Origin of the sequence: Actinoplanes sp. NPDC049548, from assembly GCF_040676695.1 — a bacterium.
Classification (GTDB): domain Bacteria; phylum Actinomycetota; class Actinomycetes; order Mycobacteriales; family Micromonosporaceae; genus Actinoplanes.
The window spans coordinates 100,984-120,855 of sequence record NZ_JBFAPM010000007.1; the positions used below are offsets into that span (position 1 = coordinate 100,984).

Annotated in this window: 17 protein-coding genes; 14 read left to right on the forward strand and 3 right to left on the reverse strand. The window is 72.8% G+C overall.

Translation table 11 applies throughout. The features are described 5' to 3' along the window. The first annotated feature begins 2 nt into the window (after window positions 1-2). A complete protein-coding gene (gene treZ / locus AB0J80_RS16025) occupies window positions 3-1,736 on the forward strand; it encodes a malto-oligosyltrehalose trehalohydrolase (protein ID WP_364705225.1) in 1,734 nt (577 codons plus the stop codon). On the opposite strand, the gene AB0J80_RS16030 is transcribed toward treZ, so the two are convergent. After that, window positions 1,737-2,486 carry a hypothetical protein gene (locus AB0J80_RS16030; protein ID WP_364705227.1) on the reverse strand — a complete coding sequence of 250 codons (750 nt, stop codon included), beginning with the start codon at window positions 2,484-2,486 and terminating at the stop codon, window positions 1,737-1,739. It abuts the gene before it with no gap. A 164-nt stretch (window positions 2,487-2,650) separates the two neighbouring features. Here AB0J80_RS16030 and yidD point away from each other — a divergent pair, with 164 nt between their 5' ends. The 5 genes from yidD (at window position 2,651) to AB0J80_RS16055 (ending at window position 8,293) form a co-directional block, all read left to right on the forward strand. Continuing rightward, on the forward strand, window positions 2,651-2,887 hold the full coding sequence (gene yidD, locus AB0J80_RS16035; RefSeq protein WP_364705655.1) for a membrane protein insertion efficiency factor YidD: 237 nt from the start codon (window positions 2,651-2,653) through the stop codon (window positions 2,885-2,887). A 46-nt stretch (window positions 2,888-2,933) separates the two neighbouring features. Further along, the gene (locus AB0J80_RS16040) at window positions 2,934-4,052 is read left to right on the forward strand and encodes a transporter substrate-binding domain-containing protein (protein WP_364705229.1); all 1,119 of its coding nucleotides are present in this window, start codon (window positions 2,934-2,936) and stop codon (window positions 4,050-4,052) included. Continuing rightward, window positions 4,049-5,074, forward strand: coding sequence for a hypothetical protein (locus AB0J80_RS16045; RefSeq protein ID WP_364705231.1), 1,026 nt, complete (start codon window positions 4,049-4,051; stop codon window positions 5,072-5,074). The genes AB0J80_RS16040 and AB0J80_RS16045 overlap by 4 nt, the downstream gene beginning before the upstream one ends. A 138-nt stretch (window positions 5,075-5,212) precedes the next feature. Next, window positions 5,213-5,890 (forward strand): protein phosphatase 2C domain-containing protein, encoded by a 678-nt coding sequence (locus tag AB0J80_RS16050; protein ID WP_364705233.1) that lies wholly within the window; start codon window positions 5,213-5,215, stop codon window positions 5,888-5,890. 42 nt (window positions 5,891-5,932) lie between these two features. After that, on the forward strand, window positions 5,933-8,293 hold the full coding sequence (locus AB0J80_RS16055) for an EAL domain-containing protein (protein WP_364705234.1): 2,361 nt from the start codon (window positions 5,933-5,935) through the stop codon (window positions 8,291-8,293). On the opposite strand, the gene hrpB is transcribed toward AB0J80_RS16055, so the two are convergent. Then, on the reverse strand, window positions 8,290-10,764 hold the full coding sequence (gene hrpB, locus AB0J80_RS16060) for an ATP-dependent helicase HrpB (RefSeq protein WP_364705656.1): 2,475 nt from the start codon (window positions 10,762-10,764) through the stop codon (window positions 8,290-8,292). The two genes, AB0J80_RS16055 and hrpB, sit on opposite strands and share 4 nt — an antisense overlap. A gap of 31 nt (window positions 10,765-10,795) precedes the next feature. Between hrpB and uraD the strand changes: the two genes are divergently transcribed. From uraD to pucL, 3 genes are read left to right on the forward strand one after another with little or no spacing between them, the layout of a single operon-like run. Next, window positions 10,796-11,308 carry a 2-oxo-4-hydroxy-4-carboxy-5-ureidoimidazoline decarboxylase gene (gene uraD, locus AB0J80_RS16065; RefSeq protein WP_364705236.1) on the forward strand — a complete coding sequence of 171 codons (513 nt, stop codon included), beginning with the start codon at window positions 10,796-10,798 and terminating at the stop codon, window positions 11,306-11,308. Continuing rightward, the gene (gene uraH, locus AB0J80_RS16070; protein WP_364705238.1) at window positions 11,295-11,657 is read left to right on the forward strand and encodes a hydroxyisourate hydrolase; all 363 of its coding nucleotides are present in this window, start codon (window positions 11,295-11,297) and stop codon (window positions 11,655-11,657) included. Before uraD ends, uraH begins: the two co-directional genes overlap by 14 nt. 3 nt (window positions 11,658-11,660) lie before the next feature. Beyond that, on the forward strand, window positions 11,661-12,524 hold the full coding sequence (pucL, locus tag AB0J80_RS16075) for a factor-independent urate hydroxylase (protein ID WP_364705240.1): 864 nt from the start codon (window positions 11,661-11,663) through the stop codon (window positions 12,522-12,524). 68 nt (window positions 12,525-12,592) lie between these two features. On the opposite strand, the gene AB0J80_RS16080 is transcribed toward pucL, so the two are convergent. Continuing rightward, on the reverse strand, window positions 12,593-12,934 hold the full coding sequence (locus tag AB0J80_RS16080; RefSeq protein ID WP_364705241.1) for a Uma2 family endonuclease: 342 nt from the start codon (window positions 12,932-12,934) through the stop codon (window positions 12,593-12,595). A gap of 258 nt (window positions 12,935-13,192) precedes the next feature. Here AB0J80_RS16080 and AB0J80_RS16085 point away from each other — a divergent pair, with 258 nt between their 5' ends. The 5 genes from AB0J80_RS16085 (at window position 13,193) to alc (ending at window position 19,858) form a co-directional block, all read left to right on the forward strand. Beyond that, window positions 13,193-14,635: a DUF1996 domain-containing protein gene (locus tag AB0J80_RS16085; RefSeq protein WP_364705243.1), complete on the forward strand. Its 1,443-nt coding sequence runs from the start codon at window positions 13,193-13,195 to the stop codon at window positions 14,633-14,635. A 150-nt stretch (window positions 14,636-14,785) separates the two neighbouring features. Further along, window positions 14,786-16,333 carry a malate synthase A gene (gene aceB / locus AB0J80_RS16090; protein WP_364705245.1) on the forward strand — a complete coding sequence of 516 codons (1,548 nt, stop codon included), beginning with the start codon at window positions 14,786-14,788 and terminating at the stop codon, window positions 16,331-16,333. Between the two features lie 2 nt (window positions 16,334-16,335). After that, on the forward strand, window positions 16,336-17,490 hold the full coding sequence (locus tag AB0J80_RS16095) for an aldolase/citrate lyase family protein (RefSeq protein WP_364705247.1): 1,155 nt from the start codon (window positions 16,336-16,338) through the stop codon (window positions 17,488-17,490). A 53-nt stretch (window positions 17,491-17,543) separates the two neighbouring features. Beyond that, a complete protein-coding gene (allB, locus tag AB0J80_RS16100) occupies window positions 17,544-18,857 on the forward strand; it encodes an allantoinase AllB (RefSeq protein ID WP_364705248.1) in 1,314 nt (437 codons plus the stop codon). Continuing rightward, window positions 18,857-19,858 carry an allantoicase gene (gene alc, locus AB0J80_RS16105; protein WP_364705250.1) on the forward strand — a complete coding sequence of 334 codons (1,002 nt, stop codon included), beginning with the start codon at window positions 18,857-18,859 and terminating at the stop codon, window positions 19,856-19,858. The genes allB and alc overlap by 1 nt, the downstream gene beginning before the upstream one ends. Window positions 19,859-19,872 lie beyond the last annotated feature (14 nt).

Below are 19,872 nucleotides of genomic sequence, written 5' to 3' on the forward strand. Positions count from 1 at the left end.
CCATGACCCTCTTCGAGGTGTGGGTTCCCGAGAAGACCGTCAAGCTGCGCATCGACGGGTCCGATCGCGACATGGACCGCGGTGACGACGGGTGGTGGCGCCTCGACGTGCCCGAGGCCGGCGCCGGCACGGACTATTCGTACGTTTTGCCGGATCACGACAGCCCGCTTCCGGACCCGCGGTCGCGGTGGCAGCCTGAGGGCGTGCACGGCCCCAGCCGGGTGTACGACCACGCGGCCTTCTCCTGGACGGACGGTGCCTGGACCGGGCGCCAGCTCCCCGGTTCCGTCCTCTACGAGCTGCACGTCGGCACCTTCACCCCGGAAGGCACCTTCGACGCCGCCATCGAGCGGCTCGACCACCTCGTCGACCTCGGCGTCGACCTGGTGGAGCTGCTGCCCGTCAACGCCTTCAACGGCGAGTACAACTGGGGCTACGACGGCGTCTGCTGGTATGCGCCCCACGAGGCCTACGGGGGCCCCGACGGGCTCAAGCGCTTCGTCGACGCGGCGCACGCCAAGGGCCTGGGCGTGGTGCTGGACGTCGTCTACAACCACTTCGGCCCCAGCGGCGCGTACGCCCCCATGTTCGCGCCGTACCTGAGCGCGGCCGGGGCCAACCCGTGGGGCGCCTCGGTCAACCTCGACGGACCGCTCTCCGACGAGGTACGCCGCTACATCATCGACAGCGTGCTCGGCTGGCTGCGCGACTACCACATCGACGGCCTGCGCCTGGACGCCGTGCACGCGCTGGTCGACCACACCGCGATCCACCTGCTCGAGCAGCTGGCGAGCGAGGTGGAAAGCCTGTCGACGCACCTGGGCCGCCCGCTGTCGCTGATCGCCGAGTCGGACCTCAACGACCCCACGCTGATCACCCCGCGCGAGGCCGGCGGGTACGGCCTGCAGGCCCAGTGGGACGACGACGTGCACCACGCCCTGCACACGCTGCTCACCGGCGAGCGGCAGGGCTACTACGGCGACTTCGGCTCGCTGGACTGCCTGGAGACGGTGCTGACCGGGGCGTTCTTCCACGCGAACACGTGGTCGAGCTTCCGCCGGCGCCACCACGGGCGCCCGGTGGACCGCAACCGGGTGCCGGGGCATCGCTTCGTCGCGTACCTGCAGAACCATGACCAGATCGGCAACCGGGCGATCGGCGACCGGCTCTCGGCGACGCTGTCGCCGGGTCTGCTCAAGGTCGGCGCGACGCTGCTGCTCACCTCGCCGTTCACGCCCATGCTCTTCATGGGCGAGGAATGGGCGGCCAGCAACCCGTGGCAGTTCTTCACCAGCCACCCCGAGCCCGAGCTCGCGGAGGCGGTGCAGACCGGACGCCGGCGGGAGTTCGCCTCGCACGGATGGGCGGAGGCGGAGGTGCCGGATCCCCAGGACCCGGCGACCTTCGAACGTTCCAAGCTCGACTGGTCCGAGCGGGAGAAGCCCGGTCACGCGGAGATGCTCGACCTGCACAAGCGCCTGATCGCGCTGCGCCGCGAGCACGCCGACCTGTCCGACCCGCGCCTCGACCGGGTGGAGGTGTGGCACGGCGACCAGTTCGTGGTGATGCGCCGCGGCCGGTGCGTGGTGGCGGCCAACCTGGCGTCCGCGCCGCAGACCGTGAGCCTTCGTTCGGTGCCCAGCAAGGTGCTGCTCGCCACCGAGCCCGGGGTGGTTCTGCAGCGGGACCGGGTCGAGCTGCCCGCCGAGAGCGCGGTGGTGGTCTTCGCGCGCTGATCAGCGATGCGCGTTGGTGCGCGTCACCGCGGCCGGGTTCGGCGCCGCGGGGCGCGCACCGCGCCATTTCTGCCCGATCCGGTAGGCGAAGGCGCGCGAGCCGTGGATGAAGCCGGTCGGGTGCAGGTCGGCCGGGACGTTGCGCACCGGGTCGAACGCCAGCGCGGCGTCCGCCGCCGCCGGCAGCACCCGACCGAAGCGCGCCCGGCCGACGAGCCGCGTGGCCCCGGCACCGTCGGCGGCGCCCAGCATCAGGCGCGCCCCGTCGTCGTCGGCCGCCGCGGTGACCGATTCGAGGCTTGTGCCCAGGGAACGGCCGTCGAGGTCCGGCTGGACGCAGAGGTGGAGCTTCCTCCGGCTGCCGGTGCGGTAGGGGAGGATCGTCCCGTAGACGCTGTCGAAGCTCCGGCGCGGCACGGGCACATGCCGTAGCCACCGCCCCCGGCCGCAGGTGGAGAAGAGCAGGTCCGTCCGCCGCCCGGCGACGGGCCCGTGCACGCGCAGGGCCACGCCCAGCACGTCCGGGTAGCCCGGCGGCGTCCCGCCGCCTTTGGAGATCCGCAGGGTCACCGGGTGCCGGCCCGGCCGGTCGAGCAGGTTCGCGCCGCTGGGTGCGCCCAGCCCCCACACCTCCAGCTCGCCGGTGAACGAGCGGCCGTCCGGGTGCAGGAAACGACGGGTACGGGAGTGCCATACGCGCACTCCCACGCCGACCAAGCCGGCCGCCAGCAGAGCCCGCCCGATTCTCATGGCCGCCGGGGTACCCCGACTTCTCGCGCCCATGCTTCACCATGGTCGGCATGTGGGGCAGGAAACGACGCAAGCGTAAGAACCGGGTGGGCGATGCCTGCGACTGTGACTGCGATGTCTGCGACCTTCCGTTTTGCGACTTCGGTCTGCTCAGCACGACCCTGCTGACCGTCTCCCGCTTCTCCGGGGCCGGGTCCGGAGCGGTCACTGCGGCGATCCGCGGTTACCGCAAGGTGTCGCCACGGCTGCCCACCCGCTGCCGCTTCACGCCGACGTGCAGCGCGTACGGGCTCGAGGCGGTGCAGCGGTACGGGACCCGCCGCGGTCTGATGCTCACGGCCGGACGGTTGCGCCGGTGCCGGCCGGGTGTCGCGTACGGGACCCCGGACCCCGTTCCGTGACCTTGATCAGGCACGATGGGCGCTCCGCAAGGGGGGACGGAAGGCGATGTCGAGCATGGAGGAGGACCGGCCGCCGGTTCGCAAGGTAGTGGTACGCCGCCCGCCGCGGCAGCGCGGCGTGCCCGGGCGGCTGCCCGGCGCCCGGCAGCGGCGTGGCGAGCGGGCCCTGGCCGGGCTGCGCCGCACCTTCGCGCGCCCGGACGAGGCCGTCAAGACCTGGGGTGCCTCCCTGGCACCTTGGCGCCTCGCCGCCCTGGGCATGGTGCTCGTCGTGGTGCTGGCGTTCGCGTGGGTCAGCCTGTTCCACGTGGGGCCGCCGTCGGTGGAGGACCTCCGGCGCGAGGCCGGGGTCGACGAATGGCGCACGCTTCCCATCGCGGTCAAGGACGACCAGCCCGGCATCGCCTACCGCAATCCCGATGACGGCAGCTGGAGCGGGTTCGACGTCGACATCGCGTACATGATCGCGGAGGACCTGGGTTTCCGCCGCGACGACGTGCGCTTCTACGGCATCGAGAGCGAGGACCGGGCCCGGATGGAGGCGACCGACCTGCAGGGCAACCCGGTGCCGGTGAAGATGGTCATCGCCAGCTACAGCATCACCAAGGAACGCGAGGACATGCCAAACGTCATGTTCTCGTCGTCGTACCTGCACACCGAGCAGTCCGTCATCACCCTGCACGGGCATAAGAAGGTGGCGAGCCTGGAGGAGTTCAAAGGCAAGAAGGTCTGCAGTCTCTCCGCCTCGACCAGCGCGGCCACTGCGTCGTCCTTAGGCGCCCGCCTGGTCCGCCGCAACCGCGTGTCGGAGTGTTTTCAGGCGCTCGACAAGGGAGACGTCGATGCGGTCAGCACCGATGCCGCCATCCTCGGGGGCTTCAAGTCGAAATTTCGTGACAGGTACGACCACTGGGACCTCGGTGACGACAAGACCGAGGCGTGGGGTGTCAGCGTCGGCGACAACGAGGCGCTGCGGGACCTGGTGAACCTGACCCTCTACCGGTCGTACGCCGATCCCAAGGACGCGCGGTGGGAGACGGCGTACAAGAACAACATCCTGCCGGAGACCGAGAACAACCGGGGTGTTCCGCTCGCCCGCCCGCAGCAGCCCGTGACCCCGCGGCCGCCCGTGCGGGAGCTGCCTTGGGAGGACACCCTGTCGTGACCACCACCGTACGGACCCTGGAGCGCCGGCCGCGGTTACGGCGGGCCCAGCTGAACTGGCTGCTGACGGCGCTGCCCGCGTTCCCCCTGGTGCTGCTCGTGCTCCGGCTCTGGTACCTGAGCCGCCAGGACCTGCCCACCATGCTGCTGCTGGTGCAGTACATCAGCCCGCTCGGCATGCTCAGCGCGCTCATCATCTCGCTCGTCTGGACCGTGCCGGTGGTGGTGCTCGTCGTGCGGATGCTGGGCGGCATCCTGCTGGTCAGCACGCCCGACGAGGATGAGACCGCGCGGCGTTCGCTGCTCGCGCTCACCGCGCTGCGCATGCCCGACTGGGTGGTGCTGGTCGCCGTGGCGGTGGCCGGCTTCACCTGGCAGATGCGGATGCTGCCGACGCTGGTCATGCTGGCCGTCGCGATCCTCGGACTCACGGCCGTGCAGCGCTACCCGACCGAGCACCGCATGCTCGCCGTGGTCACCCTGGTCATCCCGATCCTGCTCGGCCTGCTCACGCTGCTCTGGGTCCGGCCCGGCATCCGGGTTGCCTGGTCCGCCGACGACTGGGGCACGGTCGTGCTGCTCGGCGCGCCGCCCCTGCTCGGCTGGCTGCTGACCGGTCCCGTACCCGCCCGCCTGGCCCGGCTCGCCACGCACTGGCCGGCTGTCGCCGGCGCGCTGATCGCACCGTTCCTCGTCGGCGTGGTGTTCCTCCGGGTGCCCGTGCTGCCGGACAGCGCGGTCGAGGTCCGCGACGGGACCACCTCGACGCGGGTGATCCGCGGGCAGCTGATCACCGTCGACGACACCGCCACCACGATCCTGCAGCGCGGCGGCGAGGTGGTGTTCGTCCCCAACGCGCAGGTGACGTCCAAGACCCTCTGCCCGGAGCAGGTACGCGCCCAGCACAGCCGGATCACGGTCCGCGGCTGGGCGGTCGACCAGTCGGCGCTGGAGTGGGTCGCGCCCACCAAACCGGCCGCCGCCGTCGACCCCCGGTGCCTGGGACGGCCTCTCGTTCCGTGAGAGGTGCCTTTTTCCGCAGTTCGCGAGCCGTTGTCCCGGCGCGCCGCCGACCGCGTGCAGACAGGCTGGACCCGACCTGGCAGGCTGCACGCCATGACCTTGCACCTGCGGTGGGCGGCCGTCACCGATAAAGGCCACGTGCGAAGCAGCAATCAGGACTGCTACTACGCCGGTGACCGGCTTCTGGTCGTCGCCGACGGCATGGGTGGGATGGCCGCCGGGGACGTCGCCAGCCGTATCGCCGTCGAGGCCATGGCGTCGCTGGACGTGCCGATCGACAACGAGCACCAGATGGACGCGCTGCACAAGGCGCTCGAGGTGGCGAACGGGCGGATCGCCGAGACCGTCGCCGGCGACGCCGCGCTGCAGGGCATGGGCACCACGCTGACCGCCGTCATCTTCTCCGCCGACCGGGCCGCCCTCGCCCACGTCGGCGACAGCCGCGCCTACCTGCTGCGCGACGGCCGGCTCAACCAGCTCACCAAGGACGACACGTACGTGCAGATGCTCGTCGACCAGGGGCTGATCCGGCCCGAGGAGGCGGGGAGCCACCCCCGGCGGGCGGTGGTGACGCAGGCGCTGCAGGGCGAGCCCGTCAGCCCGTCGTACGTGATCGTCGAGCCGGAGCCGGGCGACCGCTGGCTGCTGTGCAGCGACGGCCTGACCACCGTCGTGCCCGCCGACCAGATCGAGGCCGAGCTGCTCGCCTGTGACGCCCCGCAGAACTGCGCCGAGCGCCTGACCGACCTCGCCCTGCGCGGCGGCGGCCCGGACAACATCACCGTGATCGTCGCGGACCTGTCGGCCGGCGACTAGGGCTGCGGTACCTTACTCCGGTCGCGGTGGTCGGGGGCGCCGGTGACCGGTTGGTTCTCGAAGGCGCAGCAGGTGGTGATGACGGGACGCTCGGCGCGGTTGCCCGTGACGCTGGCGGTCGTCGCCGCCGTCACGGCCGTCGGCGCGTGGGCCGTCCCGGCCGGTGCCGGGCAGCGGCTCTACGGTGACGCCGCCCAGTTCGTGGCCGGCGCCCTGGCCGCGTTCGCCTGCTTCCACGCGGCCCGCAGCCACACCGGCGCCCGGATCCTGTGGCGGCTGCTGCTGGGCGCCGCCCTCACGACGTGGGCGCTCGTGCGGCTGTGGTGGACGATCCGCGACGTCGCCGGGCCGCTGCCGACGCCCGCCGTGACGGTCGCCGACGTGGCCCTGCTGACCCTGCCCCTGCTGACCTTCGTGGCGCTGGTCGCCGGCTCCATGGCCCTGCCCCGGCCGGCGCAGGCGTCCCTGCGGCGCGACCGCACGGTGCTGGTCATCGACAGCGTGCTGATCACCGGTTCGCTGCTGGCGATCGTGTGGTCCGTGCTGCCCGACCGGCCCCTCGACACGGCGGGACGGGACCCGTGGGTCGTCGCGGTGGCGGCGGCGTACCCGATCGTCGACCTGGTGCTGGTCGTGATGGGCGTGCTGCTGCTGGTCACGCGCCCGTCCTCGCGAGCGGCCCGGGCGCCGCTGCGGCTGATGGTGTGGGCCATGCTCGCGCTCGGCTGCTCGGACACCCTGAGGCTGCTGCGCGCGGACCCCGGCGCCCTCACTCCGTGGGAGTCGGCCGGGTACCTGCTCGGGCCGGCGCTGCTGGCGCTCGCCGCGATGAGCAACCGCGGCCTCGGCGCCGCGCCCGCCGACGAGCGGGTCGACCGGGACTGGCTGCACCTGCTGCTGCCGTACGTGCCCGTCGTCGCCACCGGCGTGTTCATCGCGGTGCGCACCGGCGGCGGCGGGCGGCTGACGTCGTACGAGGCGTACCTCGGCTGGCTGGTCCTCGGGCTGGTGGTGGCGCGGCAGATGTTCACCATCGTGGACAACATGGTGCTGCTGGCACGGGTCTCCGAGGGCCGGCGGAAGCTGCACCACCAGGCGTACCACGACCCGCTGACCGGGCTGGCCAACCGGGCGCTGTTCCAGGAGCGGCTGGTGCTCGCGCTGGACGCGTACCGGTATCGCGGGGTGCCGGTGGCCCTGCTCTTCGCCGACCTCGACGACTTCAAGCTGATCAACGACGGCTTCGGCCACGCCGTGGGCGACCGGCTGCTGCGGATCTTCGCCGAACGCCTGGCCGCCGCCGTGGGCCCCGGTGACCTGGTGGCCCGGCTCGGCGGGGACGAGTTCGCGGTCCTGCTCGAGCGCCGGGCGCCCGAGGCGGAGGAGATCGGCCACCGGATCCTGACGGCGCTGCGCGAACCGTACGCGATCGACGGGCACACCGTGGCGGTCAGCGCCAGCCTCGGCCTGGTCCTGCCGGAGCCGGAGGACCGCAACCTCACCGCCGACGTGCTGCTGCGGCGCGCCGACGCGGCCATGTACGTCAGCAAGCGCCGCGGCAAGAACGCCATGGCGCGCTACTCCGGCGCCGACGGCGGACCCAACGCCGACCTGCCTCACCTGCTGGCCCGCGCCGTGAGCGCGCCGGGCGAGTTCGGCTTCGAGACGTACTACCAGCCGATCGTGCGCTTCGCCGACGGCGCCGTCGTGGCGGTCGAGGCGCTGGCCCGGTGGACCGATCCCGTCGCCGGGCCGGTGGATCCCGACGTCTTCGTGGCGGTCGCCGAGCGCACGGGGCTGGTCGCGGCCATCGACGACTTCGTGCTCGACCAGGCGTGCGCGGACGCGGCGGCACTGGCCAACGCGTACGGCCGCCCGATCGACGTGCACGTCAACGTGTCGGCGGCGCGGCTCGGCCAGCACGGGCTCGAGGAGGGGGTGCTGCGGGCGTTGGAGCGGCACGCCGTACGCCCGTCGCGCCTGGTCGTGGAGATCACCGAGACCCGCCGCATCCCGGAGCTGCCGCCCGCCGTCGAGGTGCTGCACCGGCTGCGGCAGCGCGGCGTACGCGTGGCCCTCGACGACTTCGGCAGCGGGTTCAACGCGCTGGCCCAGCTGCACTCGCTGCCGGTGGACATCGTCAAGCTGGACTCGTCGCTGACCGATGTGGACGTCGCGCCCGAGCGGGCCGGCGCGCTGTGCCGCTCGGTGCTGCGGATCTGCGCCGAGCTCGGCGTCGTCGTCGTGGCCGAGGGCGTCGAGACGCCCGACCGGGCGCGGGCGCTGGCCACCCTGGGCTGCGACCTGGGTCAGGGCTACCTGTTCGGGCAGCCGGCACCCGCACGCACCCTGATCCGCACCATCCCCACCCAGCCCGGCCCGGGCATCGCCGTCATGCCTTAGGACCTGCGAGGGTTGGCCCGCCGCGTCGGCGCGGCGGCGGCCGGGTCCTCGGGCCACGGATGGCGCGGGTAGCGGCCGCGCATCTCGCCCCGGACGTGCGGGTAGGCGTTGACCCAGAAGGACGCCAGGTCGCTCGTCACGGCCAGCGGCCGGCCGGCGGGGGAGAGCAGGTGCAGCACGACGGGAACCCGCCCACCGGCCAGCTTCGGGGTGTCCTGCCAGCCGAAGGTCTCCTGGAGCTTCACCGCGAGCACAGGGGCGGCCGGGTCGGTGTAGTCGACCCGGATCGCCGAGCCGCTCGGCACCCGCAGACGTTCCGGCGCCACCTCGTCCAGGCGGCCCGCGACCTCCCACGGCAGCAGCCGCCGCAACGCCGTGGCGACGTCGATCCGCGCGAGGTCCGCGCGACGGCGCGCCCGCCCGATGTCGAGCCAGTCGCCGCCGGCCAGCGCCTCGTCCGAGACGTCCGGCCACGGTTCGCCCAGCGTCGCGCGGACGAACGCGAGCCGCTGCCGCAGTGCCGTCGCCGCCGGCGACCAGGTGAGCAGCCCGAGCCCTTCGCGGTGCAGACCCTCGAGGAGGGCGGCCCGCACCAGCGCCGGATCCGGGTCCTCGAGCCGGCGCTCGCCCAGGATGATCGCCCCAAGCCGCTCCACCCGCCGGGCCACCACGTCGCCGTCGATCCAGCCGATCTCCGTCTCGGTCGCCGTCAGGGTCTCGGCCGCGGCGCGGGCCGTCGTCTCGTCCAGCGGGGCCGCGCTGCGGATGCGCGCGGTGCGGGCGCCGGGCGCGCGGTCCGCGTCGGCCACGGCCAGCCAGGTCGTCCCCGCCAGGCCGCTGCCGGCGGCCAGCTCCGCGGCGGTTCCGCCGGCCATCAGGTACGCGCGGGAGCCGGCTTCCCGCACCCGGGCCACCCGTTCCGGGTACGCGAGACCGACGACGAGCCCCGCCGCGAGGTCGTCGCCGAGGCGCCCGCCGCCGGGCTCTCGCGGGCCCTCCTGCCGGTCGAGGGCGGCGGTGAGCCGGCGTACCTCGGCGGTCCAGGCGCGGTCGGACTCGGAGCGGGCCCGGCGCCACGCCAGCACCACGTCGTCCCCGGTCGCGCCGGCGTCGAGAAGCGCCACGATCTCGGCCGTCCGCCTGGCCCCGGCCAGGGGTGCGCCGTCGACCAGTGCCCGGGCCAGGCGCGGATGCAGCCCGGCGTCGGCCAGGCGGCGTCCACGGTCGGTCACCCGGCCGTCGTCGCCGGTGGCGCCCAGGGCCCGCAACGTGGTCATCGCGGCCTGCAGCGCGCCCGGCGGCGGGGCGTCCGGCAACGCCAGGCCGCTGCCATCGGGATGTCCCCACAGAGCGAGGTCGAGCGCGAACCCGGTCAGGTCGGCCGCCGCCACCTCGGGCTCGGGCTGGGCGGGCAGGCGCTCGTGCTGCGCCTGCGACCAGCAGCGGTACACGCGGCCGGGCGCCTCCCGGCCGGCACGGCCCGCGCGCTGCACCGCCGAGGCACGCGACACCGGCACGGTCACCAGCGCGCCCAGCCCACGGGCGTGGTCCATCCGGGGTACCCGGCTCAGGCCGGCGTCCACGACCGCGCGTACGCCCGGCACCGTGAGGCTGCTCTCGGCGACCGCGGTGGCCAGCACCACCCGCGGCCCTGCCGCCGGGCGCAGCGCGGCGTCCTGGATGGAGGCGGGCTGCCGGCCGTGCAGCGGGACCACGGTGGCGGCGATGCCGTGCAGGCGCCCGGCGACCGTCTCGATCTCGCGGGCGCCCGGCAGGAACGCCAGCACGTCGCCGTCGCTCTCGGCGAGCGCCCGCCGGATCGTCGAGGCGACGTGGTCCAGCAGCCGGGGATCGACGCGCAGACCGTGTGCCGGGGTGACCGGCTGGGGCGGCGGGCACCAGTGCACCTCGACCGGGTGCAGGGCGGCGGCGGCCGTCACCACGGGGACGTCGCCGAGCAGGCCGGCGAAGCGCTCCGCCTCGGCGGTCGCGGACGTCGCCAGCACCCGCAGGTCGGGGCGCAGAGCGGCGCGCACCTCCACCAGGAACGCCAGCGCGAGGTCGGAGTCCAGATGCCGCTCGTGGCACTCGTCCAGCACCACGACGGCCGTGCCGGCCAGCTCCGGATCCCGGTGCAGCCGCCGGACCAGGACACCGGTGGTCACCACCTCGACCCGGGTCCGCGAGGACACCCGGCGGTCGCCGCGAACCGTGTAGCCGACCCGCTCGCCCACCTCCTCGCCGAGCAGCGCGGCCATCCGCCGGGCAACGGCCCGTGCCGCCACCCGGCGCGGTTCCGCCACCACCACCCGGCCGCCGTCGGCCGACGCCAGGGCCAGCGGCACGACGGTGGTCTTGCCGGTTCCGGGCGGCGCCACCAGCACCGCCGCGCCGTGCGTCGCCAGGGTGGCCGCCACGTCCGGCAGGATCGGCCGGATGGGCAGGTCGGGAAGCGCGGCGGCGGAGATCAGCACCGGCCCAGTCTCGCGTACGCGGATCTGGTTGACTGACCGGGTGAAGGCGTTCAACGCGCTGCCCGCGGACGAGCTGACCGCCACCCTGCTCGCCGTCTGTGCCGTGCCGGCCTGGGTGGAGGCGGTCGCGGCCGGGCGGCCGTACCCGTCGCGGGCGGCCCTGCTGTCCGCCGCCGACACCGCCGCCCGGGAGCTGAGCTGGGAGCAGGTCCAGCAGGGCCTCGCCGCCCATCCCCGCATCGGGGAGCGCGCGGCAGGCGAGTCGCGGGAGGCGGCATGGTCGCGCCGCGAGCAGTCCACGGCGGCCGCGGGCACGGACGAGCGGGTCCGCGCCGAGCTGGCCGACGCCAACCGGGCGTACGAGCAGCGGTTCGGCCACGTCTTCCTCATCTTCGCCAGCGGGCGGACGCAGGAGGAGATCCTGGCCGCCGCCCGCGAGCGCCTCCGCAACGACGAGGGAACCGAACGCCGGATCGTCGCCGGGGAACTGCGCAAGATCGCGCTGCTGCGGCTGGAGAGGGTGCTCGATGGGCTCGGGTGAGCGGTTCGAGGCGGAGTTCCACGCGCGGATCTCCACCCACATCCTCGACACGGCGTCCGGCGAGCCGGCCCGAGACGTGTACGTGCGGCTGGAACGGCGCGACGCGGACGGGTGGCGGCTGATCGCGGAGGGGCGCACCGACGACGACGGCCGGCTCAAGCACCGGGTGCCGGTGCACGACTGGCAGGCCGGCGGCTACCGTCTGGTGTTCTATGTGGAGCCCTATCTGGGCGGCGCCGCGTTCTTCCCGGAGATCACCGTCGCCTTCCAGGTGCACGACCCCGAACGGCACTACCACGTGCCGCTGCTGCTGAGCCGCTACGGCTACACCACCTACCGAGGGAGCTGACGCGTGGCGATCGTGCTGGGACCCAACCGATACGGCAAGGCGGAGACCCGGCTCGTGCACGTCACGCGCGGCGGCGACACGCACGGGCTGACCGACCTCAACGTCAGTGTGGCCCTCGCCGGTGACCTGTCGGCAACCCATCTGACCGGGGACAACGCCGGCGTCCTGCCGACCGACACGATGAAGAACACCGTGTACGCGTTCGCGCGCGAGCACGGCGTGGGCGAGCCCGAGGCGTTCGCGCTGCGGCTGGGCCGGCACTTCGTCGAGACGCAACCGCAGATCGTCACCGCCCGGGTCGGCATCGAGGCGTACGGCTGGGAGCGCCTCGGCCCGCACTCGTTCCGGCGCCGCGGCGACTTCACCCGGCTGTGCACGGTGACCGTGGGCGAGGGCTTCACCCAGGTCGTGTCCGGGCTGAAGGACTTCGTGGTGCTCAACACCACCGCGTCGGAGTTCCACGGCTTCCCCCGCGACCGCTACACGACGCTGCCCGAGACCACCGACCGCATCCTGGCCACCGAGGTCGACGCCCGCTGGCGGCACCTGTCGGACGCCACCGAGTGGGGCGAGTCGTTCGAGAAGGCGAAGGACGCGCTCGTCAACGCGTTCGTCAACACGTACAGCTACTCGCTGCAGCAGACGCTGTTCAGTATGGGCACCCGGGTGCTGGACAGCCGGCCCGAGATCGCCGAGATCCGCCTGGCGCTGCCCAACAAGCATCACTACCTGGTCGACCTGTCGCCGTTCGACCTGCAGAACCCGGGGGAGGTGTTCATCGCGGGCGACCGGCCGTACGGGCTCATCGAGGGAACGGTGACCCGCGACGACGTGCCACCGGCCGACGTGCCCTGGTACCCCGCCTGAATCAGATCTGGCCCAGATCGAGCTCGACGGAGAAGGGCGCGGCCAGTTTCACGACACCGGTGAAGACCTCACTGTCGCGGTAGCGGTTGGTCGCCGGGTCGAGAACGTACGTGTAGACGAGAGGTGCCCCGGTGGCGGCCTGCTCGACACGCCAATAGCGTCACGTCAGGACGACGGTTGTTCAGCGGCACGTCCTGGAGCCGCACATCGAAGTCGGTGTCCGCGTTCCAGTCCGGTCCCGCGGCGACATCCAAGGCGTTCGCCAGAAGCCGGGCCAGGCGGTTGTGCCGCTTGGACGCGCTCGGACGCACGACGACCGTCCCGTCCACGATCTCGATGCGTGCACACTCCGCTTCCGTCCAGGCCGCGTATTGCTCCGCCGTGGTCTGCTGCTGCCTGTGTTCGCTCACCGACCTGAAGCTACCGTGGCTGTGGCGACGACCGGCCTCTCTGTGCGCTTCGCGTCGCCACCCGGCGTGGCAGCGGCGCTTAAGGAACTTTTAAGGCTGAGGTCCACAGAAATTGTTATTTCGTAGCGATAACGCGGCCACCTGCGGACCCGCGCAAGCCCATCCTCAAATGTTTCTTCAAGGGTTGAAGCAAGCGCGCTGAGCTGGGCATACTTCCTCGCGAAATGCGCTAGCCCCGCTCTCGTCGAAGGATTGGTAATGCGGAGATCTGCCTTGCACGCCGCCCCGGAACCGGCGAAGAAGCGCCGGCGCACCACCCGCGTGGTGCTCGCCACCGCGGTCGCTGTCGCGCTCGGCGGCAGTGCCGTCTACATCGCCAACGCCAGCGCCGCGGAGAACGCCGTGCCGGGCCGGCTGCAGGCCGAGTCCTTCGCCGCTCAGTCCGGGGCGCAGACCGAAAACACCGGCGACGCCGACGGCGGCAAGAACGTGGGCTGGCTCGCCGACGGCGACTGGCTGCGCTACGACAACGTGACGGTCTCCGGCGCGAACCTGTCCGCCCGCGTCGCCTCGGACAACGCCGCCGGCGGTTCGATCGAGCTGCACCTCGGCTCGCAGTCGGGCGCGCTGCTCGCCACGTTCCCGGTGAGCAGGACGGGTGGCTGGCAGAAGTGGACCACGGTCACGGCGCAGGCCAAGTCGGTTCCCTCCGGCGCTCAGACGGTCTTCGCGGTGCTGAAGAGCTCTCAGCGCGCCGACTTCGTCAACATCAACTGGTTCACGCTGGGGACGGTGACTGCCGCGCCTTCCGCGCCCGCGCCTTCGACCGCTGCCCCGGACGGGGATGGCTGGGTGAAGATCGACAAGGCCAAGTGGGACAAGCAGCTCGCCGAGTACCGGGCCACCGTGGCGAAGCCCGTGCCCGCCGGGAACGTCCGGGTGCCCGAGTTCAACGCCGCCTGCAAGATCAGCCACCGGCTCGCCGACGACGCGATCGTCTTCCCCGGCATGGCCGGCGCCTCGCACCTGCACTCGTTCTTCGGTAACAAGAGCACCGATGCGTCGTCCACCAACGAGTCGCTGTTCGCCAGCAAGGAGACCAGCTGCGAGCCGAAGGTGGACCGGTCGGCGTACTGGATCCCCACGCTGGAGGAGAACGGCAAGCCGGTGGATCCGCACGGCGTCACGGTGTACTACGGCTCGCGGCTGAAGGACCCGACGGAGACCGTACCGTTCCCGGAGGGCTTGCGGATGATCGCGGGTAACGCCAAGAACCAGGCCGCGTCCCCGAAGGGCACGCCGGGGCAGTTCTGGTGCGCAGGCGCGGGCGGCGAGATCGGGCGCAGCACCGACGGTAACTGGCCGGTGTGCGCCAAGACCGCCGAGCTGACCTACCAGCTCACGTTCCCGGACTGCTGGGACGGCGTGCACCTGGACAGCCCGGACCACAAGTCGCACGTCGGCTCGACCGGCCCCGACGGCACGTGCAGGAGCGGCAAGTTCCCGGTGGCCATCCCCTCCCTGTCCTTCGTGATCGGCTACCCCACCTCCGGTGGCCCGGCCGGGTTCAAGCTCTCCTCCGGCGGCGCGCTGTCGATGCACGGCGACTTCATGAACGCCTGGGAGACGAAGCCGCTCGCCGAGCGCGTGCGCAACTGCATCACCCAGAAGGCGAAGTGCGACTCGTTCGGAAACTTCTGACCATCCCCAATTGTCAGAAGGAATGAGGAAGGCGACGGTCCCCGGTTCCCCGCGGGGGCCGTCGCCCTTCGCTTTGTCCACAGGCCCTGCGCGCGGCAAGGCCCGGACCGATACGGTACGGAGAGCAACCTGTGAAGGGAGTGCCCGCCCGTGACCGAGATCCTGTCCGACGAGGCCGTGGCGTTCGTCGCCGACCTGAACCGCCGGTTCCGGCCCCGCCGCAACGAGCTGCTGGCCCGCCGCGCGGAGCGCCGCGCCGAGATCGCCGCCGGTGGCAGCCTCGGGTTCCTGCCGGAGACGGCCGAGATCCGTGCCGGCGACTGGACGGTCCCGCCCGCGCCTGCCGACCTCACCGACCGGCGGGTCGAGATCACCGGGCCCACCGAGCGCAAAATGACGATCAACGCGCTCAACTCCGGCGCCAAGGTCTGGCTCGCCGACCTGGAGGACGCCAACACCCCGCACTGGGCCAACGTCGTCGACGGCCAGCAGAACCTCCACGACGCCATCCGCCGCACCATCCGGCTCGAGACCGACAAGAAGACGTACGAGCTGGGCGGCGGCCCCTACCCGACCATCGTCATGCGGCCGCGCGGCTGGCACCTCGACGAGCGGCACCTGCCGGTCGACGGCGAGCCGGCCGTGGGCGCCCTCGTCGACTTCGGGCTCTACTTCTTCCACAACGCCGCCGAGCTGGTCGCGCGCGGTTCCGGGCCGTATTTCTACCTGCCCAAGATGGAGTCGCACCACGAGGCGGCCCTCTGGAACGACGTCTTCACCCACGCCCAGGAAGCCCTCGGCATTCCGGTGGGCACCATCCGCGCGACCGTGCTCATCGAGACGATCCCGGCCGCCTTCGAGATGGACGAGATCCTGTGGGCGCTGCGCCCGCACATCTCCGGCCTCAACGCCGGCCGCTGGGACTACCTGTTCAGCATCATCAAGTACTACCGCGACAATCCCGCGATGGTGCTGCCGGACCGTGCCTCGGTGACGATGACGGCGCCGTTCATGCGGGCGTACACGGAGCTTCTCGTCTCGACCTGCCACCGCCGGGGCGCCTTCGCGATGGGCGGCATGGCGGCCTTCATCCCGAGCCGGCGCGACCCGGCCGTCAACGAGGTGGCCCTCGCCAAGGTCCGCGAGGACAAGGAGCGCGAGGCGGGCGACGGCTTCGACGGCTCCTGGGTGGCCCACCCCGACCTCGTGCCGGTGTGCCGGGAGATCTTCGACAGGGTGCTGGGCGACCGCCCCAACCAGCTGGACCGGCGGCGCGACGACGTCACGGTCGAGGCGGCGCAGCTGCTCGACGTGGCCGCGACGGGCGGCGCCGTCACCGAGGCCGGGCTGCGCTCCAACGTCTCGGTCGCCCTGCAGTATCTGGAGGCCTGGCTGCGCGGCAACGGCGCGGTCGCGATCTTCAACCTCATGGAGGACGCCGCCACGGCCGAGATCTCGCGCTCGCAGGTGTGGCAGTGGATCCACAACGGCGTCCGCCTCGACGACGGCACCCCGGTCACCGCGGACCTCGTCGGCCGCATCGAGGACGAGGAGCTCGCCAAGATCCGCGAGTCGCTGGGTGACGAGGCGTGGGCGTCGAGCCGCTTCGACGACGCCCGCAAGCTGTTCGAGCGGGTGGCGCTCGCCGACGACTTCGCCGACTTCCTCACCACCGCCGCCTACGACTCGATCGACTGACCGTGCGGCTGCGCGACGACGACTACGCCGCGATCGACGACCGGCTCGCCGCCCACGACGCGTTCCTCGCCGCCCGCTATCCGGGGGAGCGGCCCGGACGGCAGCCGGTGCACACGGTCTACATCCCGGCCGACCGGATCGCCGGCTTCCGGGAGTGGGGCACGCAGGCCCTGGCCGTCCTCGACGAGCACCCGCCGTTGCCGTTCCCGGCCGCGCTCGCCGACCGGGTCCGGGACAAGCTCGCCACCGAGCCGATCGAGGACCTGCGGATCGACTTCGAGGACGGGTACGGCGTCCGCGACGACGACCGGGAGGACGCCGCCGTCAAACAGGCCGCCGCGGTGCTCCTCGACGGCCCCCGCCCGCCGTTCGTCGGCATCCGGATCAAGTCGCTCGAGGCGCCCACCCGGCGCCGGGCGCTGCGCACCCTCGACCTGTGGCTCGAGCTTTATCGGGAGCCGTTCGTCGTCACGGTGCCGAAGGTCAGCGGGCCGGCCCAGGTCGAGGCGGCGGTCGCGCTCTGCGAGCGGCTCGAGCGGGCGTACGGCCTGCCCGCCGGGCGCCTCCGCTTCGAGATCCAGATCGAGCTGCCCGCCGCGGTGCTGGGAGCGGACGGCACGGCGACCGTCGCCCGCCTCATCACCGCCGCGGCGGGCCGGTGCACGGGGCTGCACTACGGCACGTACGACTACAGCGCCGCGGCCGGTGTCGCGGCGGCGTACCAGGCGATGGACCACCCGGTCGCCGACTACGCCAAGGCCGTGATGCAGGCCGCGGCCGCGGGCACCGGCGTACGCCTCTCCGACGGCTCCACCAACATCCTGCCGGTGGGCACCGACGTGGCGGTCCACGACGCATGGGCGCTGCACCACCGGCTCGTGCGCCGCTCCCTCGAACGCGGCTTCTACCAGGGCTGGGACCTCCACCCGGCCCAGCTGCCGACCCGTTTCGCCGCCACGTACGCCTTCTTCGCCGACGGCATGGACGCGGCGATGACCCGCCTGCGCCGCTACCATGACCGCCAGGCCGGCGGCATCCTCGACGAACCCGCGACGGCGCGCGCCCTCGCGGGCTATCTGCTCCGGGGCCTCGACTGCGGAGCCCTGCCGGCCGACACGGTCGGCTTCTCCCGCGAAGAGCTGATGACACTCGCGTGAGTGGCTTCACGCGACGTAGCCGCTCGGCGACGCCGGGCGGTTAGGCTCGCTTCATGGTCGATCTCGTGCTGCGGTCCCGCCGCGCCGTCACCCCCGGTGGCGAGCACGCCGCCGCCGTGTCGGTCCGGGACGGGCGGATCGTCGCCGTCGACGCCTACGACGCGGTGATCGCCGCCGCCGAAGACCTCGACCTCGGCGAGCTGGCGCTGCTGCCCGGCCTGGTCGACACGCACGTGCACGTCAACGAGCCCGGCCGCACCGAATGGGAGGGCTTCGCCAGCGCGACCCGGGCAGCCGCGGCGGGCGGGGTCACCGCCATCGTGGACATGCCGCTCAACAGCCTGCCGCCCACGGTCACCGCCGATGCGCTCGAGATCAAGAAGAAGGCGGCCGCCGGGAAGATCCAGGTCGACGTCGGCTTCTGGGGCGGGGCGATCCCCGGCAACGCCGCGGCGCTGCCCGGCCTGCACGCTGCGGGCGTGTTCGGTTTCAAGGCCTTCCTCGCCGACTCCGGGGTGCCCGAGTTCCCTCCGTTGACCCCCGGACAGCTCGCCGAGGCGCTGGCCGCCGTCGACGCGCTGTTCGTCATCCACGCCGAGGACCCCGACCACCTGCACGCGGCCGCGTCGTCCCCGGCGTACCCGGACTTCCTGGCCTCCCGCCCACCCGACGCCGAACATGCCGCCGTGGCCACCGCCATCGAGGCGGCCCGGGCCGCCGGCGCCCGCGTCCACATCCTGCACCTGTCGGCATCGGACGCGCTGCCGCTCATCGCCGCCGCGCGGGCCGACGGACTGCGGGTGACCGCGGAGACCTGCCCGCACTACCTGACCCTCGACGCGGCCGAGATCCCCGCCGGGGCCACCGAGTTCAAATGCTGCCCGCCGATCCGCGACGCCGCCAACTCCGACCGCCTGTGGGCCGCGCTCGCCGACGGGCTCATCAGCTGCATCGTGAGCGACCACTCGCCCTGCACCCCCGACCTCAAACGCCGCGACACCGGCGACTTCGCGGCGGCGTGGGGCGGCATCGCCTCCGTCCAGCTCGGGCTGCCGGTGATCTGGACGGCGGCGCGCGAGCGAGGGTACGCCCTGCGCGACGTCGCCGATTGGATGGCCCGGCGGCCCGCCGACCTCGTCGGACTCACCCGCAAGGGACGGATCGCCGTGGGCGCCGACGCCGACCTGGTCGCCTTCGACCCGGACGGGACCTTCGTCGTCGATCCGGCGCGGCTGCACCACCGCAACCCCGTCACGCCGTACGCGGGCAAGACCCTCACCGGGGTGGTCCGCACGACCTGGCTGCGCGGCCGCACGGTGACCGGCGCCGCACCGCACGGCCGTTTCCTCACCCGGGAGGTCTCCTGATGGAAGAGTTCACACTCCTGCCCGACCTGGCGTCGCGCACCTTCGGCGGCGGGGTGGTCCACGCCAACGACGAGTTCTTCGCCGCCGCCGACCATCTCGTCGACCCTGCCACCCCGGTGTTCGCACCGCAGACGTTCGGCCAGAAAGGCCAGGTGTACGACGGCTGGGAGACCCGGCGCCGCCGCGAACCCGGCCACGACACCGCGATCATCCGGCTGGGCGCGCCGGGCGTGGTGCACGGCATCGACATCGACACCGCGTTCTTCACCGGCAACTACCCGCCGTACGCGTCGGTCGACGGATGCGCCTTCGACTTCTACCCCGACGCGACCCAGCTCGCCGAGGCACAGTGGACGCCCCTGGTACGCCGCTCGCCGCTCGCCGGGGACAGCCAGAACCTCTTCGCCGTCGACTCCCGCCAGCGCTACACCCACATCCGCTTGAACATCTACCCGGACGGCGGCGTGGCCCGCCTGCGGGTCCACGGCGAGGTGGTCCCCGACCCGCGCCTGCTCCCCAGCGTCTTCGACGTCGCCGCGGCCGAGTACGGCGCCCGCATCGCCGGCTGCAGCAACATGTTCTACGGCCACCCGCAGAACATGCTCAACCCGGGCGTGGCCCGCTCGATGGGCGACGGCTGGGAGACCTCCCGCCGCCGCGACGACGGCAACGACTGGGTCCTGGTCCAGCTCGCCGCGCCCGCCGTGATCGAGCTCGCCGAACTGGACACCAGCCACTTCAAGGGCAACGCCCCCGGCAGCGCCACCCTGCGCGGCATCGACACGCGTACCGGCCTGCTCGACGACCCGGACGACTGGTTCGAGCTGCTGCCCCAGGTCCGCCTGAGCCCGGACACCCGGCACCGCTTCCCGGTCGCGGTGGTCCCGGTCGCGACCCACGTGCGGCTCGACATCTTCCCGGACGGAGGCATGGCCCGGCTGCGCCTGCACGGCCGCCCCGACGGCGCGGCGCTCCGAGCCCGCTACGAGGCCGTCACGTAGGGCCGCTCGTTCAT